The sequence below is a fragment of the Shewanella scandinavica genome, assembly GCF_031932065.1.
GTDB lineage: Bacteria > Pseudomonadota > Gammaproteobacteria > Enterobacterales > Shewanellaceae > Shewanella > Shewanella baltica.
The window spans coordinates 160,976-178,433 of sequence record NZ_JAUOES010000002.1 but is presented as its reverse complement, the minus strand read 5'-3'; the positions used below and the strand labels follow the sequence as shown (position 1 = coordinate 178,433).

Here is a 17,458-nt window from a genome sequence, read left to right as displayed (position 1 = left end):
TGTGTACATGTCAGTACCTACTTTTCGCTGAGCCAATAGTATCTGTTTTGACTCAATTAAGTGGTCAGCTTTCCATAAAGGCGAGTAAAATAATGCCAATTATGAGACCGAGAGTAAATTTCTTTGACTGCAGAGCCCAATAAACCTTGCCAAATTAAGCGTGATTACCAGCAATTAATCAACCTTTATCCCGCAACAGCTGACACTGATGCACACTATCTCAGCAAGTTGAGCATTTATCAGCAGCGGGTATTTGAGGCTCATTCACAGCAAAAACTCTTAGTATTAGGCCAAATTGGTTTAGGTAACGGGCTTGAACTCTTATCTTGGTGGCGCACTCAGGCGAATCCTAGCCAACGTTTACTCCTTAAGGTGTTCGAACCCAATCCGATTAATGCGTACGAACTTAAATCACTTTGGGATCAATCCACCTGTTTAACCAAAGAGCCTGAACTTGAGCCACTTGCCCAACGCTTACTTCATGCAGAGCCTGCGGCTATTATAGGTTGCCAGAGATTAATTTTTGATGACGGTCGTTTCACAATCGACCTGCACTTTGGTGATATTCAATCCCAGCTAAGTTCACTCATCCATTCTCCGCTTCACCCCGTTCAGCACTGGCTGGTATTGCCCCATCTGCAAAATGGGTTGAATCAGCAAAACCATTGGCAGATGGCAAAACTCAGTGACGATAGCGCGACCATTGCCACTATTGCCACTATTGAATCAAGCGAATCATGCGGATTAAACGAAACAACAATCAATCGTTTCCAAGCCTGTGGCTTTGAGGTGAGGGATTTTACCTGCGCTGAAATACAGACAAACCATCAGCCTGATGCCATTTTGTTACACGAGCGCCACGTCTTACGCCAGCAAGATGCCAAAGCCTATGCCTTTAATCCTATGGCTGCAATCTTACCCTCGGACACGTCCAGCTCGATTGCCATCATAGGCGGCGGGTTAGCCTCGGCGCATTTGGCGCTGTCTTTGGCCGAGCGAGGCCAAGACACGCAGCTGTTTTGTAAAGATCCCAAGCTTGGCCAAGGCGCCTCGGGCAATCGTCAAGGGGCGATTTATCCACTGCTGACACCGGAAAATGACGAGCTTAGCCGCTTCTTCCAACAGGCATTTTTATTTAGTCGACGTCGAGTGCAGGCGCTGAAGTCTGCGCCCGCACCAAATCAAACGCCGATTTCGCATGATTTTTGCGGCGTATTGCAAACTGCTCACGATGAACGCAGCCAATTTCGACTCGATAAAATCATTCAAGGCCAATCTTGGCCAAGTGAAATTGCCTATCGAGTCGGTGCGCAGCAAGCCAATTCTCTTGCGAACATTAATATCGACAAATCAGGTTTTTTCTATCCCTTAGGTGGCTGGGTTTGTCCATTTGAATATGCCGAAGCTACGATACAAAAAGCGATGCAACTGGCCGATGTCAGCGTCTCGCTCAATACTGACATCCTTGCCATTGAACGCCAAAGCGATGGCTGGGTTTTGTTGACTGAAAAGGAACGTCTCGGGCCCTTTGCGCAACTTGTACTCGCCAATGGCGCAGAATTGACACAATTTGATGCCAGCAACAAATTACAAATTAGCCCCTTTCGCGGCCAAGTCAGCCATGTGCCCACACAATTTCAATTGAGTCATCTCGCAACTGTGCTGTGCGCCAACGGTTATTTAACGCCGAGTCACCAAGGGCTCCACTGCCTAGGCGCGAGTTACGTTAAAGAACCTAGGCATTTAGATTTTTGCCCGCAGGAGCAACAGGAAAACCTCGCCAAAATGCACGAGAGTTATCCGAAGCAAAGCTGGCTTAAAGATATCGACATGAGTGGCAACAATGCCCGTGTTGGCGTACGAATGGTGACGCGGGATCATTTCCCTATGATGGGCTGCGCGCCCGATGTGGCCAAAATCCTTGAGGATTATGAGCAACATCAACTCACTAAAGAGAGTCGCCACTACTGGCAAACCACGCCAGCGCCAGTGCATCAAGGACTGTATATTCTTGGTGGGTTAGGCTCGCGGGGGTTAAGTTCTGGACCACTGGCCGCCGAATGTCTCGCCGCGCAACTTTGCGGCGAACCAATACCGCTCGATAAAGCAACCCTGTGTAAACTCAACCCCAATCGCATGTGGCTGCGAAAGTTACTCAAGGGAAAATCCCTCTAGCTTTGCCATCGCCTGTGCAAATAAAAAAGGGATTAAGTTATGGCTTAATCCCTTTTTTACATGTTTTCAGTAAACCACTTAAGCGGCTGTGATGACGATAGAGCTATCACTGCTGCTAGGCTCTACTTTGCTAGACTTAAGACTACTAGCTTCAGCATGTCGAGGTTTTCGCGGCGCTCTGGGCACTTTTACCCGAGTACGATTGTTGTTATCGCGACTCTGACGAATAAGCGCATCACCGCTAAGACTGGGTACTAGGCTCGATGTCAGGCTTGCAGCCTCACGGTGAGATTTCGCCAATCTGTCGTATAACAACACATTGACCGACGCAGCAAGATTCATACACCCTACCGTAGGCACATACACTACGGCATCGGCTTTATCGATAATCTCTTGGCCAATAGTGCCATCTTCAGGACCAAACACATAAAAGGCCTTCGCGGGATGGACAAAATCCGGCAGCGGCGTCGCGCCAACCACCAAATCCACACAGATAAGCTTAGTGTCCGCCGGAATCGCGGCGAGTAATGAAGTGACGCCCGTGAGCGGAATGCGCTCGCCAGCATCTTTAGTATCGACATGATATTGCGCCGCACCCGAACGCGCGGCTAACTCGTAGCGCCTGCCGGTATAAAATACGCCATCGACGCCATAACAACCCGATGCGCGCATAATGCCACCGACGTTAACGGGCGTTTTAGGATTCACTAAGCCGATAAATACCGCGCTGGCATCGAGCGTTTGCTCACTGGCTAATTCAGTGTTAGCCACTTCGGTATTAGTCACTTGCTCATCGTCAATCATAGGCATAACCCTAGGCAACATCTAATTCGCCTATAATCTTTGCCTGCAGCTGTGCCCATGCCTGTTCAACCAAGGCATAATCGGCATCGTTTAATTCTTGGCGCGCGAGTGCTAAACAGTCGGTCATTTTTAGCATTAAAGCATCAAGATCGGTTTCACCCTGTGCTTCAAGTTGCGATAAAACAACGGCGACATGACCCTGTAAGTAGCCACAGGCAAATAAAGCATCGTCATCACCATGGCTGACTACACTGTCGATCCACTGTTCTAATGCGTCTTCGTAATGCTCTAACATTGGGTCTAACTCTCCATTAATACTGGATTGGCCGACACATCTGCTGCGACCAATAAATCTGGATTGGCCACCTGATACATGACGTAATCATGGTAGCCCGTCGTCACTTTATAATAGCCGACAAGCTCGCTATCTAATTTAGGGTCGCCACTATCCACAATTAGTGGTCGTCCATCAAGTGCTTTTAGCTTAGTTTTTGTGGCGAGGATAATAATATTGTCTTTTCCGATGCGCCGAATGAGCTCGGGCGACAACTGTTGATTGCCGCGTCCTAAGATATGGCCTTGACCGCCAATCAGAGTGATCACCAACTTAGTTGGCTTATCTTGGGTCAGTTCAAGCAATTCATTCGCGGTTAAGTCACTGCCAACAAGGTTTTTATCTTGAATGAGATCAACACCTAACAGGGTATTGTCCAGAGCTAACTCTTCCATCACAAAGGCAACCGTACTGCCAGAGCCCATGATGTACAGCTCATCTTCCATTTGATTGATCACATCGGCGGCGATATCGGCCAGCACGAGTTCATCGACTTCCTTACCGCCCATCTTCACCGCTTGCACATAACGCGGCTCAGCGGGCACTAAAAGTTCACCAAATCGTTTGGCGCGCACTGTGCCTTGGCGAAAAGCCACTTCGTCGATATCCATCACATCGGCGGACATCAAACTAACAAGTTCACCATCGAGCAACATTTTGACCACCATGCCAGAGGCATGGGGCGTAATACCGTAAACGCCGGAATGAATTTTCACGCCAGCGGGCACACCAAGCACGGGTAATTTGTCATCGATAGTGGCTTGTTCAAACACGGAATAAACGTCGCGAGCAGTGCCGTCACCACCGGCAAAAAGCAGTAAATCCAGCGGTTCATCCAGCAGCGCGCGCACAACGGCCTGCGTATCCACTGCCCGTGTTTTATCCGGGGTTTGATACACCACTCGCGTGGTAAAACCCAGTGACTTAGCCGCATCTTCACCCATGATGCCCGATGCGGTAATAACCTCGATGTCATCAGCATAATCACGGATAACCTCAAGTGCCTGCATCATACGCAAAGCGGCTTTCGGTTCTGCGCCTAAGGCAAGTGCCTCTTCGGCAACGCCATCGCTGCCCTTAAGGCCAACACTGCCACCTAAGCCAGCCAATGGATTGATCACTAACCCTAAACGAAACCGAATCACCTTTTACCTCACTTAACGCAATCTTGGTATTTTTATCTTTATATTTTAGTATCTTAATTGATAATTTTAATCGTGATTGATATTGCTAGATTGACATTATTAGGCCGCATGGGCGGCAACGCCAGGTTTATCCCTAGGAATAAAGAATACCGCCAGCATAGCGGCAAAGGCGCATCCAGCAGCAAATACCCAAGACCAAACCGCCCCACTACCATCGCCCCAAATATAGCCGCAAATCCAAGTGCCGAGCGCACCGCCAACTCCAAAACTTAAGCTGGCATAAAGGGCTTGACCTTGGCTTCTGTGACTCGCATCGAAATGCCTGTGCACAAATTGAATCGATGCCGCGTGTGTTAAACCAAAGGTAAAGGCATGCAATAATTGACTAACACCTAGCCACAACACGCTATCTACCCCAAAGGCGACCAACAACCAACGCAAGCAAGTCATGCCGATACTGACAATTAATAGGGTATTAACACCATAGCGGCCCAGTAAACGCGGCGCGAACATAAACATCACAATCTCGGCCATAGCGCCAAGGGCGACAAATATCCCCGCTGATGATTCTGAGTAACCCGCTTGTTTTAAATATAAGACGAAGAAGCCGTAGAAAGGCCCCGCACTCATTTGCAGCAACATCGCCGAGAGTAAGAACCAAATAATCGCCCGATTCCATTGTAATGGCGGCCGCACTTGACTGGTGTCACGCACTAAACGATTTGCTGGTAATGGCAACGCACTAGCTAACATGCCGATAAACAATGAAAAACCAATATAAGGCAGCACTTCTGTGCCCCACTGGCCAATCGCAAAGCCCGCACCGACAACTAGGCAGATATAACCGACACTGCCCCAACTGCGAATTTGACCGTAGCGACTGGCATTCTCGCCTAAGGTTTCTAAGGTGATCACTTCAAGCTGGGCAAGGATTGCGTTCCAAAAGAAAGTATAGAGGGCCAGACTCAGCGCCATATACACAAAACCGCCATGGTAGAAAAAACTCAAATACGCCAGCGCGGCGGCTCCCGCCCCCATTTTGATAAGCTCGGCACGCATCCCGGTTCGGTCAGCCACTTTGGCCCACACATTCGGGGCAACGATGCGCGTCGCCATCAGGATGGCGAGTAAAAAGCCAATTTCTTGAGGATTAAAACCGCGATTTTCGAAGAAGACCCCAAGATAAGGGACCATAGTACCAAGAATAGAAAAGAAGAAAAAATAGCAGGCACAAAGCCAGCGTAATTGCCGGCTTGTGCTAGAAGAAGTTGACATTAACGCATTCCCTTTATCTCATGCCACTTGTTGTATCGTTATCGCATACCATCTATCACATGCGCCTATCTCATACCCCAGTCTCATGCTCCTATCGCATACCCCTATCTCATTCCGAGAACGGGTGTATGACTGCGCACATCTTGATTTTGCGCTCTGTGTCTTAATAAGTGATCCATCAACACAATGGCAAGCATAGCTTCGGCAATCGGTACCGCGCGGATCCCAACGCAAGGATCGTGACGACCTTTAGTGACGACTTCGGCCATTTCACCCTGCGCCGTCATACTTTGGCCCGGCACACTGATGCTTGATGTAGGTTTTAACGCAATATGAGCAATGATCGGCTGGCCCGATGAAATTCCACCGAGCACACCACCCGCATGGTTGGATTCAAAGCCCTGAGGTGACATTAAGTCACGACCTTCGGAGCCCTTTTGAGTCACTACGCCAAAACCATCACCAATCTCAACACCTTTGACAGCATTGATGCCCATCAGCGCGTGGGCAATATCGGCATCCAATCGATCAAATACTGGCTCACCTAAACCCACTGGCACACCTGTCGCGATAACGGAGATTTTCGCACCAATGGAGTCACCGGACTTTTTCAGCTCACGCATGTATTCATCGAGCGCTTCAAGCTTGCTGGCATCGGGGAAGAAAAAGGCATTTTGCTCAATTTGGTCAAGATCAATAGTCTGCGCACAAATAGGACCCAGCTGTGACATAAACCCATAGATCTCGATACCGTGAACTTGCTTCAAATACTTTTTAGCCACCGCACCCGCCGCAACGCGCATCGCGGTTTCACGGGCAGACGAGCGGCCACCACCTCGGTAATCACGCATGCCGTACTTTTGCTGGTAGGTATAATCGGCGTGTCCAGGGCGGAATAAATCTTTGATATTAGAGTAATCTTGACTACGTTGATCGGTATTTTCGATCAAGAGTCCAATTGAGGTACCCGTGGTTTTACCTTCGAAAACGCCGGATAAAATCCGCACTTCGTCTGGCTCACGGCGGGCCGTGGTATATCGGGATGTCCCTGGGCGACGGCGGTCAAGATCATGCTGCATATCGGCTTCGGTTAATTCAAGCCCTGGTGGGCAACCATCAATAATGCAACCCAGTGCAACACCGTGACTCTCACCAAACGTCGTCACTACAAAATTTTGACCAATACTGTTTCCAGACATCCGCTTTGTACACCTTAGGTTATTTGTTCATCGCTCCGTGTCCAGCGACCACTGGACAATTTATTTTCCCGCTGCAAGCCTAACTGGCAGCGGGAAAAGTCTCAACCTAATTTGCTATCTTAGGTTATTCTGCGTCGCGATAAATGCCGAACACTGACTGATTTTCGACCAATTGATCGCGGGTCAATACAAATACGCCATCGCCGCCATTTTCAAAGTTAATCCAAGTGAATGGCACTTCTGGGAATTGCTCAATCAAATGCACCATAGAATTGCCCACTTCGACTACGAGCAAACCCGTTGGTGTGAGGTATTGCGCGGCATTGGCCAGTATGCGTTTGGTTAAATCTAAGCCGTCGCGACCTGAGGCTAAACCAATGGCTGGCTCATGATGATATTCATCTGGCATGTCGCCAATGTCTTCGGCATCAACATAAGGTGGGTTTGAGACAATCAAATCATACTGTGGACCTTCTGGGATTGCCGAGAACAAATCCGATTGCATCGGGAATACTCGGTCCATCACGCCTAAGGTTTCGATATTGATTTGCGCCACATCTAAGGCATCTTCGCTGATATCCAGCGCATCAACTTCGGCGTCTTCAAATTCGTAGGCACAGGCAATCGCGATACAAGCGCTGCCAGTACATAAATCTAAAATACGTGTTACCGGTTTGCCGTATAACCAAGGACTAAAACGGTTGGCGATCATTTCAGCAATCGGTGAACGAGGCACTAACACGCGCTCATCGACGTAAAATTCAAGTCCGGCAAAACGCGCTTTGTTGGTCAGATAAGGCACAGGTAGGCGCTCTCTGACACGGCGAATAATCAACTCGACAATTTTATGCTTTTCACTGCTGGTCAAGTTGCTTAAAATCACTTGCTGGCCGATTTCTTCGGGTAAGTGTAAAGCATGGAAAACTAAGGCGATGGCTTCATCCCACGCGTTATCAGTACCATGACCATAATACACATTGGCGTCGTTAAAACGGCTCACGGCCCAACGTAACATATCGCCAATAGTGCGTAATTCTGTCACAGCTTCATCTACAAAGATCTTATCCAAAACGTGCTCCCGCTAGTTTGTTCGCGAACATTGTAACTGAACTCTATTCAGAAACCATAGGATTCAATAGAATACCCGCCATGAATAAAGACGACGACAAAGAAGGCTTGGCGATGTTCTCAGCGCTTATCGATGGTATTAAACCCATCACGCAAAATAAGCGACACTTTCGCACGCCCTTAAAAACCAAACAGGAAATAGAACTGAAAGAGCAGCAACTGCATGCTAACAGTTATTTCTCAGATACTTATCAGCCGCTACTGCCAGTACAAGGGCCGATGCGTTGGTTGGCGGAAGGGGTTGATAGCATAGAACTCAAACGCCTGCGACGTGGAGATTACCAGCCAGATTTACTGCTGGATTTACACGGCTATCGCCAATCGGAAGCCAAACTTGAGTTAGCGGCACTGATCCAAGCCTGCGTCAAACAACAAAGCCTGTGCTGCTGCATTATGCACGGCTACGGCAGTGGCATATTGAAACAACAAGTTCCCATGTGGTTAGTGCAGCATCCTATGGTGAAGGCTTTCCATCAAGCGCCTAAAGAATGGGGTGGCGATGCGGCATTATTAGTGCTGATTGATATTGGAGAGCAGCCGCATAGACGTTAACTCGCTATCGGCTTCAGAGATTAACGTTTCAGATTTGGCAATTTAGAGATTTAGCAAAACAAACGGCCCACATAATGTGGGCCGTTTGTTCTGTAAATGGGATATAAATCTAAGCTAGCTAATGCTGTGTGGCGCATGCTGCCATACGATTGAAGCTTGCTCGGCATGTTTATCAATGAGCGTAATGCCCGAGGTGGCAAATAACGGCGGTTCAACACCTGCCACTAACTCACTGACCAAATAGCCCAATAACGGCATGTGAGCAATCACTAGCACTTTATCCGCCTTGTATAACTCAGCATAGGCTACAACTAACGCGGCTACATTGGCGGGATCGCCTGAAGGAACGAGATCATCAGCGACTAACCACTTACGCGGCTCAGGAAAATGCTGACTCAGCTCCTGCCACGTTTGCTGCGCACGTAAGTAAGGACTCACCAAAACAAGATCGAAATCAGTCACACTGCGAGCCAACCAGTTACTCATCAACACAGTATGGTGCCTTCCTACATCGGTCAGTGTTCTGTCTCTATCAGACTGAGCATTAAATCCGGCGTCACCATGTCTCATCAAAAATAGCTGCATACTTCTCTCGCGACTCAAACTTGTTTTTGTTTTATCCCAATTGTAGCCCTAAAATCCATTTCAACAAACCTTGTAAGACTTAATCTTTAGTCGATAAACACAAGAGATATTTGCTAAAAACCATTAAGACTATCAATATATAACAAGCTATCGTTATCGGAGTGTCTCTTTGCAAGCCTCTCAGTCCATTTATAAAAGTCCAAACGATCACCGTCAGTATCGTTATCTTGTGTTAGATAACGCGCTTAGGGTGTTATTGGTTGAAGATCAAGATGCCAGCCAAGCGGCCGCATCTATGGCTGTAGGCGTGGGTCATTTTGATGATCCCGCAGATAGACCCGGCATGGCGCATTTTTTAGAGCATATGCTCTTTCTTGGTACCGAAAAATTTCCCGACTCAGGCGAGTACCACGCCTTTATCAACCAACATGGCGGCAGCAATAACGCTTGGACGGGCACAGAGCACACTAACTTCTTTTTCACCATCAATGAAGACGTGTTTGCCGACTCCTTAGACAGATTCAGCCAATTTTTTATCGCCCCAAAATTTGATTTAGATTTAGTCGATAGAGAACGCCAAGCCATTGAATCTGAATTTAGTTTAAAACTAAAAGATGATATCCGTCGAACCTATCAAGTACTCAAAGAGACAGTCAACCCACTGCATCCATTTTCGAAATTTTCCGTGGGTAACTTAGTCACCTTAGGCGGAGAACAGGCACAGGTACGTAGTGAATTACTCGATTTCTATCAAAGCCATTACAGCGCCAACTTAATGACCTTGTGCTTAGTCGCTCCGCTTTCCCTTGATGAATTACAAGATTTAGCCTGTCACTATTTTAGTGGGATCCGAAACTTGAACTTAGTGAAAAACTATCCTCAAGTACCACTATTTTCAGAAAAAGAACTGTTGAGGCAAATCGATATAGTGCCGCTTAAGGAGCAAAAACGCTTAAGCATCAGTTTTAATTTCCCAGGAATTGATCACTACTACAAACGTAAGCCTTTGACTTATATCAGCCATATTTTAGGCAATGAGAGTCATGGCAGTCTGTTGTCGTATCTAAAAGAACAAGGATTAGTGAACAACTTGTCTGCGGGCGGCGGTGTAAATGGTTATAACTTCAAGGATTACAGTATCGGTTTACAGTTAACCGATAAAGGGCTAGGTAATCTCGATGAAATTATCAGCTGCTGTTTTGAGTATATTGAACTTATCAAAACCCAAGGCTTAGATGAATGGCGTTATTTGGAGCGTGCAAACCTGCTCAAAATGGCGTTTCGTTATCAAGAGCAAGTTAAATCACTCGATTTAGCCAGCCATCTCAGCATTAATATGCATCACTATGAGGTCGAAGACTTGGTCTTTGGCGATTATCGGATGGATGGGCTGGATATCCCTGAAACCATTGAGCTACTTGAGCTCATGGTGCCACAGAATATGCGCCTGCAGCTTATAGCCCAGTCGGTTAAAACGGATCGTAAAGCTAACTGGTATCACACGCCATACAAAGTCTGCCCAATTGCACCACAGTCCCTAGCTCGTTGGCAAGTGAACAATATTCGCCCTGAATTACAGCTACCAGCTGCAAATCCTTTTATTGTCGCCGACTCAATTGCCCGTCCGGATAAGAGCGATGTTGACGTGCCAGTGATAGTTGCTGAATCAACTGGATACCGCATTTGGCATAAGAAAGATGATGAGTTTAATGTGCCAAAAGGTCACATGTATTTATCGCTAGATTCAGAGCAGGCAAGTAAAACACCAAGGCATGCCGCCCTCACCCGCTTGTATGTTGAAATGCTACTCGATTATCTAACCGAGCCAACCTATCAGGCCGAAGTTGCAGGCTTAAGTTACAATATTTATCCGCATCAAGGTGGCATTACCCTGCATTTATCGGGCTTTACCGGTAATCAAGAAACCCTGTTGGCCTTGTTAATTCACAAAGCCAGAGAGCGTAATTTTACTGAAGAACGTTTTGCCCTAATTAAATCTCAACTACTGCGCAGTTGGCAGAATCTAGCGCAGGCGAAACCTATTTCACAATTGTTTACTAGTCTGACTGTCACGCTACAAAAAAGCAGTTATGAGCCTGCCCGCATGGCTCAAATGCTCGAAAACATAAGCCTTGAAGATTTGCATAACCATGTACGTGCCTTTTACGAGAAGATCTATCTTGAAGGGTTAGTCTACGGGGATTGGTTAGTCTCTGAAGCACAAGCTCTCGGTAAACGCTTAGAGCACATTTTATCCTTGGTTTCGACGCCAAGCGCCGAGTCCACCAGAGAATTAGTCAATTTAACGGGCCAAGGCACCTTACTTAGAGAACTCGCAATAGATCATCAAGATAGCGCAATTATTGTGTATTACCAATCTGCCGTGGCAACACCCGAAAAAATGGCGCTATTTAGCTTACTGAATCACACTATGTCGTCCACCTTCTTCCATGAGCTGCGTACTGAAAAACAGTTGGGCTATATGGTAGGCACAGGTTATCTGCCGCTCAATCGTCATCCTGGACTTATTTTCTATATTCAGTCACCCACAACTGGGCCACTGCATTTATTAGAAGCCATCGACGAGTTTATTGCCGACTTTAATTATGCAGTGATGCAAATCACCAACGAAGAATGGGAAAGCACAAAGGTAGGTCTGATTAATCAAATCATGGAGCACGACGCGAACCTCAAAACTCGCAGTCAACGTTATTGGGTCAGTGTCGGCAATAGAGATTATCAATTTAACCAAAGAGAACTCGTCGTAGACGAAATCACTAAGCTCACCCGCACTGATTTACTCAAATTCATGATGCGTAAAATGCGCACCAAACACAGTGACCGCTTAGTCTTATTTAGCACGGGTGAACAGCACAGAACTCAGGCAGCGTTGCTGTCAGAAAAGATGATCACAGATCTCAAAACGTTTAAGCAAACGGCAGAGAAGTTTAATTTCTAAACAAAAACACTTTTACACACACATTTGTTCACAAAGTTGGACAAACAAACAAAACCGCTACAAATTGCCCCAACTATAGTTGTATCTATCACGGTTGGACGTAATACTAATGTAAAACATGGCTAGTCCATGTTCTCCCCCTTCTACAACGCACAATTTTACTGCATCTACATGCTGTTAAAAGGATTTTTTACCGATACCGCTTTGACAAACCCCGCACTTTCTGGAAAAGTGATGTAACACAATTGTTTCATGGCATCCTCGGATAATAAGAACAAACACTATGCCTAAAGCACTCTTTAAAATTATTTTTCTTCTAGCTATTTTCCTATCAACTGCAGAAGCGCAACAATTACCAATAGCTTTAAAAACTGAGTCCTATGGCGTTCCAGAAGGCCTATCCCAAAGTACAGTCACATCGGTCATTGAAGATGATGATGGTTACATCTGGATTGGTACTTTGAACGGATTAAATCGATTCGACGGTGAAGAATTTAAACATTTTTTTGCACATGATCACTCAGGTCTATCTAGTTCATTTATTCAAAGCCTATTATTTGACAATAAAACAATGTTAGTTGGAACTGACAATGGTTTAAATTTTTACGACTCAGAACTTGAATCCTTCAAAAAACAGGAAAAAATAAATGAAGCCATATGGTCTATAAATGACAATGGTGAAGTTTATACAATAGGTACTAAAAACAAGATAATTGATGTTAGAAAAGATAATTTAGACATAATAAAAACATATCAAGATGAAAGCTTTAGCTTCATAAAAAAAGCAATAAAGACCAACAACGGCTATATTATAAGAAATCATGATGGTAAGATCATTCATTATCGCGAAGATTCAACAACTACTATTTTATCCCTACAATCTGTAGACATAGTAAAAGGCAGAAGTGGAATTTACATATTAACATCAGATGGTATTTATAGAAAAATATCTGAAGACATACCGAAGTCTCTTGCTGGTGAGTATACAGCTCTTGCCGTGATTGATGGTCAAGTAATACAAACAAACCTTGAATCATCAGAGGTAACATCAGAAGGTTATGTATTAGAAAAGAAAGAAATTACGAATCAGGTTCAAGCCTACAGAACGAATAACTATACAATAATACCTTCATTGAATATGGGATTTATTCTAATCAGAGATAGTAGCAATGTTGTAAAGTCCCTAATAAATCCTATCGGAAATATCTGGTCAATAAGCTTGTTAGACAATGAACACATTGTGACTTCTGATGATAGTAGCGAAGTGGAAGTATATAATTCAAACTTTATCCTCGAAGATGAAATAAACACAGGAATATCAGGGCCTAAGTATATCATAAGAAACAATGACTCTTTAATTATTGGGGGGAACAATGGTCTTTATGAGTTTTATGGGGATTTAAAAAAGACAATATTAAGCGATAGCATTGTCACTCTATTTAAAAACCCCAAAAGAACCGAATTAATTGTTGGAACAAAAAATTCAGACATCTACATAATTGATCTACTAGATAGAAAAAAAATTCGAAAACTATCACTAAAAAATAAACACCCAATCTTCCAAATCCAACAGACCTTTGATGGCACACTTCTACTTGCTACTCAAGGTGGCTTGATAAGTATAGATGCTAACGGCAACGAAAAAACAATTTTTGATGATGACTTTGTTTATTGCGTAACTGAGACACCAAGTGAATATCTTTTTGGAACAAGAACTTCAATCTATTCGACTAAAAAAGAAACGTTAAAAACTAATATGGTTTATAACTCAAACAAACCAATCTACTCAATCGCAATTGATGATAGCAATGACTTTATGGCATCTTCTATAAATGAGTTGATTTTAAGCAGAAATGGAAAACTACTCACACTAACGACTGACTATGGTAGTCAAGAAGAATACAATAATCAGAGTGGAATATTCTGGAATGGCATTTTCTTTTTTGGTGGAATATCTGGCGTCAGTGCAATAAATAAAGTTAATGCAATATCATATATTGAAAACAATGTTATAAACACTAATATCAGTGAGCTTTTAGTATTTAACAAAACTGTTAATATAGGCGATAAGCCACTAGGAAAAAGTATATCAAAATCAAAAGCGATTGAGTTAAAATATTCAGACTATCCATTTACATTGAAGTTCAACTCTCCTAAGTCAAGCCATAAACATATTGAATATTTTTATAACCTAAATGGTCTATCTGATACATGGATTACTGCAAAAGGCACAAACTCTGCAACCTACACAAACCTCTCACCTGGTCATTATATTTTTAATGTATTTGGTGAGAACCCTGTCACCGGAGTAAAAGGTCCAGTAAATTCTCTTAATATTTATATATCCCCTCCGTGGTGGCTATCTTATTGGGCAAAATTAATTTATTTCATAACTGTGTTGCTCGTGGCTTTTTTTATTATAAAAGCTGTGTTACGAAAAAGAGAAGTGCAACGCCAAATAGCGCTCAGTGAAGAAAGATTAAAACTTTCCCTATGGGGAAGTGGTGATGAAATGTGGGACTGGGATATAGAAACCGGCAACATTTTCCGTTCCAATATCTGGGGTGCACTTGAGTTTCCGCGCGATGGACACCGTTCTGGTAAATCAGATGAAGAGAGTAATATACATCCAATGGATCAAGAGCGTGTTCGAGAAGCGCTCAATAAACATTTTTATGGTGAAACAGATCATTTTGAAGCCGCATACCGAGTAAAAGGTAAAGATGATAATTGGGTATGGATCTTAGACCGCGCCAAAATTGTAGAACGGGATGACAAAGATAATGCCCTGCGTATGACAGGTACGATTAAAAATATTAGTCAATTTAAACAAAAAGAAGAGCAACTAAAACTCTTCGAAAAAGCCATTGAAAATATTTCTGAAGGCATGTTTATCCTCGACAGCGAATACCGCTTTGTCGAAGTCAATGAAGCTTGCTGTAAGATTTCATTACGTAACCGAACTGATTTTATTGGTAACTTACTCACATTTGATTTATATCCTGAAACCTTCTCCACCCAAATCAGAACCATGCTGAAGCAACAAGGCCGCTGGGCAAATGAAGTGGAAGCCGCAAGAGGAGATAAAAGTCACTTCCATATGGAGCTCACTATCGATGCTATCTATGATGAATTAGGCGAATTGTCACACTATGTCGGTGTTTTTTCAGATATTTCTAGACGTAAGCAGCAAGAAGAAGAACTTAGAAAACTAACCAATAATGATCTCTTAACCGGACTCCCAAATCGCTCCAACTTACAAGTGACCTTAAGTAACCTCGTGAATCGAGAAATAGCCCATGCGTTAATGGTACTTGATCTTGATAATTTTAAACGTATAAATGATTCCTTGGGTCACCAGATTGGAGATACATTATTAAAGCTCGTTGCTGCTCGCATTAAGTCCTTACTTCCTAAAAGTACCAGTATTTACCGTCTAGGCGGAGATGAATTCGCCATTGTATTAGATAAAGGCTCAGATATAAGCGCCAGCGCTGCGATTGCTAACCGTATTATCGAAGGGTTAAAACCCGCTTTTGAAGTGAGTAATGAACAACTAGTCCTAGGATTAAGTATTGGTATAGTACTATTTCCAGAAGATGAGCAAAGTGAGCAGGCATTACTGAGGAAAGCTGACATTGCTATGTACCATGCAAAGTCAGCAGGAGGTAATTGCTATCAGTTTTATTCAGAGTCATTAAATCAACATGCGATTAGGCAGTTAGAAATAGAGAATCTCATCCGTGAAGGCTTAAAAGATGATCTATTTGAAGTTTATTATCAGCCTAAGGTTGATCTTAAGCGCGGTAAAATTGCAGGCATGGAGGCTTTAGTCAGATTAAATCATCCAGTACATGGCTTGATACCCCCAAATGATTTTATTCCACTTGCTGAAGAAAACGGTTTAATTGTTGAAATTGGTGAAATCGTCTTACGCAAAGCCTGTTTCGCAGCGCAGAAATGGCGTGAACAAGGAATATTCAGCGGCAGAGTCGCCGTCAATTTATCGTCACGTCAATTTGCACTCCCCGATATCCAACAACGAATAGAGTCAATTTTAAGACTCACCAAACTCCCCGCTTGTCACCTTGAATTAGAAATAACTGAAGGTACTGTCATTAAGCAGCCGGAAACGGCGATTATTGTCATGCAGCAACTGGCTAAAATGGGCGTTAGTTTGGCACTCGATGATTTTGGCACTGGCTACTCGTCCCTTTCATACTTAAAACGTTTTCCGATTCATACTTTAAAAATTGATAAAGCTTTTGTTGACGATATTGATAAGTCTGATCGCGATCTCAAAATGGTCGATTCTATTATCACTATCGCCCATAACATGGGGCTTTCTGTTGTGGGTGAAGGAGTAGAACAGACTGCGCAATTAAACATTTTACGAGCACTCAACTGTGAAGAAATTCAAGGCTATATTTTTAGTAAGGCTATCAAAGAGACCGAGTTTACCCTGCTACTCCAAGAAGACATGATAAAGCCAAACACCAAAAGCAACATTAATTGATCATTTAGCTCTCCATTTGATTAGCATTTAAAACATTGGCACAACAAGTGCATTAGCACTATCAGTGTCAATAATAAATCAATATCAACTACCCTGAGAGATAATTAGAATGATTAAAGGAATATTCACTGTTGTAGCATTAACATCATCGCTTGCTGCTGTAAGTAATCTTACCTCCTTAGATAGCTTAGATACCTTCTCAGCAGTACCTAATGTACGTTTTAAATCTATAGAATTTACTGCCGTACCAAACGTTCGCGTCAAACAATCTGAAATTGCTGCCGTTCCAAATGTTCGCTTCAAACAAACTGAAGTTACTGCCGTGCCAAACGTTCGCTTCAAGCATATTGAAGTTGCTGCTGTACCAAATGTTCGCTTCAAACAATCTGAAGTTGCTGCCGTTCCAAATGTTCGCTTCAAACAAACTGAAGTTGCAGCCGTGCCAAATGTTCGCTTCAAACAATCTGAAGTTGCTGCCGTTCCAAATGTTCGCTTCAAACAAACTGAAGTTGCAGCCGTGCCAAATGTTCGCTTCAAACAAACTGAAGTTGCAGCCGTGCCAAATGTTCGCTTCAAGCATATTGAAGTTGCTGCCGTGCCAAATGTTCGCTTCAAGCATATTGAAGTTGCTGCCGTTCCAAATGTTCGCTTCAAGCATATTGAAGTTGCTGCCGTACCAAATGTTCGTTTTACCGAAACAACTTTTGCTTAATAGAAATTTTTTATTAAGGAGCTAACATGCTAAATTCAATCAAAAAAGCACTCGGTTTATCCAAGCCAGCGCGT

12 protein-coding genes are annotated in these 17,458 nt (G+C 44.0%); 5 read left to right on the top strand and 7 right to left on the bottom strand.

What is annotated here, in order from left to right; translation table 11 throughout:
• Positions 1-123: 123 nt before the first annotated feature.
• The gene (gene mnmC1, locus Q4Q50_RS02280) at positions 124-2,175 is read left to right on the top strand and encodes an FAD-dependent 5-carboxymethylaminomethyl-2-thiouridine(34) oxidoreductase MnmC1 (protein WP_311898190.1); all 2,052 of its coding nucleotides are present in this window, start codon (positions 124-126) and stop codon (positions 2,173-2,175) included.
• Positions 2,176-2,253: 78 nt separating this feature from the next.
• On the opposite strand, the gene Q4Q50_RS02275 is transcribed toward mnmC1, so the two are convergent.
• From Q4Q50_RS02275 to prmB, 6 genes are all read right to left on the bottom strand, one after another.
• Positions 2,254-3,000, bottom strand: a complete 747-nt coding sequence (locus Q4Q50_RS02275) for an RNA methyltransferase (RefSeq protein ID WP_311898188.1) — start codon at positions 2,998-3,000, stop codon at positions 2,254-2,256.
• The gene (locus tag Q4Q50_RS02270; RefSeq protein WP_311898186.1) at positions 2,990-3,274 is read right to left on the bottom strand and encodes a YfcL family protein; all 285 of its coding nucleotides are present in this window, start codon (positions 3,272-3,274) and stop codon (positions 2,990-2,992) included. The genes Q4Q50_RS02275 and Q4Q50_RS02270 overlap by 11 nt, the downstream gene beginning before the upstream one ends.
• A 5-nt stretch (positions 3,275-3,279) precedes the next feature.
• Positions 3,280-4,458 carry an ATP-NAD kinase family protein gene (locus Q4Q50_RS02265; RefSeq protein ID WP_311898184.1) on the bottom strand — a complete coding sequence of 393 codons (1,179 nt, stop codon included), beginning with the start codon at positions 4,456-4,458 and terminating at the stop codon, positions 3,280-3,282.
• Between the two features lie 99 nt (positions 4,459-4,557).
• Positions 4,558-5,733 (bottom strand): MFS transporter, encoded by a 1,176-nt coding sequence (locus tag Q4Q50_RS02260; protein ID WP_311898183.1) that lies wholly within the window; start codon positions 5,731-5,733, stop codon positions 4,558-4,560.
• 104 nt (positions 5,734-5,837) lie between these two features.
• Positions 5,838-6,932 (bottom strand): chorismate synthase, encoded by a 1,095-nt coding sequence (aroC, locus tag Q4Q50_RS02255; RefSeq protein ID WP_006082233.1) that lies wholly within the window; start codon positions 6,930-6,932, stop codon positions 5,838-5,840.
• A gap of 124 nt (positions 6,933-7,056) precedes the next feature.
• Complete coding sequence (gene prmB, locus Q4Q50_RS02250) at positions 7,057-8,001, bottom strand: 50S ribosomal protein L3 N(5)-glutamine methyltransferase (RefSeq protein WP_006082234.1); 945 nt, start codon at positions 7,999-8,001, stop codon at positions 7,057-7,059.
• An 80-nt stretch (positions 8,002-8,081) separates the two neighbouring features.
• Here prmB and smrB point away from each other — a divergent pair, with 80 nt between their 5' ends.
• Positions 8,082-8,612, top strand: a complete 531-nt coding sequence (gene smrB, locus Q4Q50_RS02245; RefSeq protein WP_261272875.1) for an endonuclease SmrB — start codon at positions 8,082-8,084, stop codon at positions 8,610-8,612.
• Between the two features lie 114 nt (positions 8,613-8,726).
• Here the strand turns inward: smrB and sixA are convergent, their stop codons facing one another.
• On the bottom strand, positions 8,727-9,197 hold the full coding sequence (gene sixA, locus Q4Q50_RS02240; RefSeq protein WP_006082236.1) for a phosphohistidine phosphatase SixA: 471 nt from the start codon (positions 9,195-9,197) through the stop codon (positions 8,727-8,729).
• 169 nt (positions 9,198-9,366) lie between these two features.
• On the opposite strand from sixA, the gene Q4Q50_RS02235 reads away from it, so the two are divergent.
• The 3 genes from Q4Q50_RS02235 (at position 9,367) to Q4Q50_RS02225 (ending at position 17,384) form a co-directional block, all read left to right on the top strand.
• Entirely contained in the window at positions 9,367-12,156 is a 2,790-nt protein-coding gene (locus tag Q4Q50_RS02235; RefSeq protein WP_311898177.1) for an insulinase family protein, read from the top strand.
• A gap of 283 nt (positions 12,157-12,439) precedes the next feature.
• Positions 12,440-16,672, top strand: coding sequence for an EAL domain-containing protein (locus tag Q4Q50_RS02230; protein WP_311898175.1), 4,233 nt, complete (start codon positions 12,440-12,442; stop codon positions 16,670-16,672).
• Between the two features lie 109 nt (positions 16,673-16,781).
• A complete protein-coding gene (locus tag Q4Q50_RS02225; protein WP_311898174.1) occupies positions 16,782-17,384 on the top strand; it encodes a hypothetical protein in 603 nt (200 codons plus the stop codon).
• Positions 17,385-17,458: the final 74 nt, after the last annotated feature.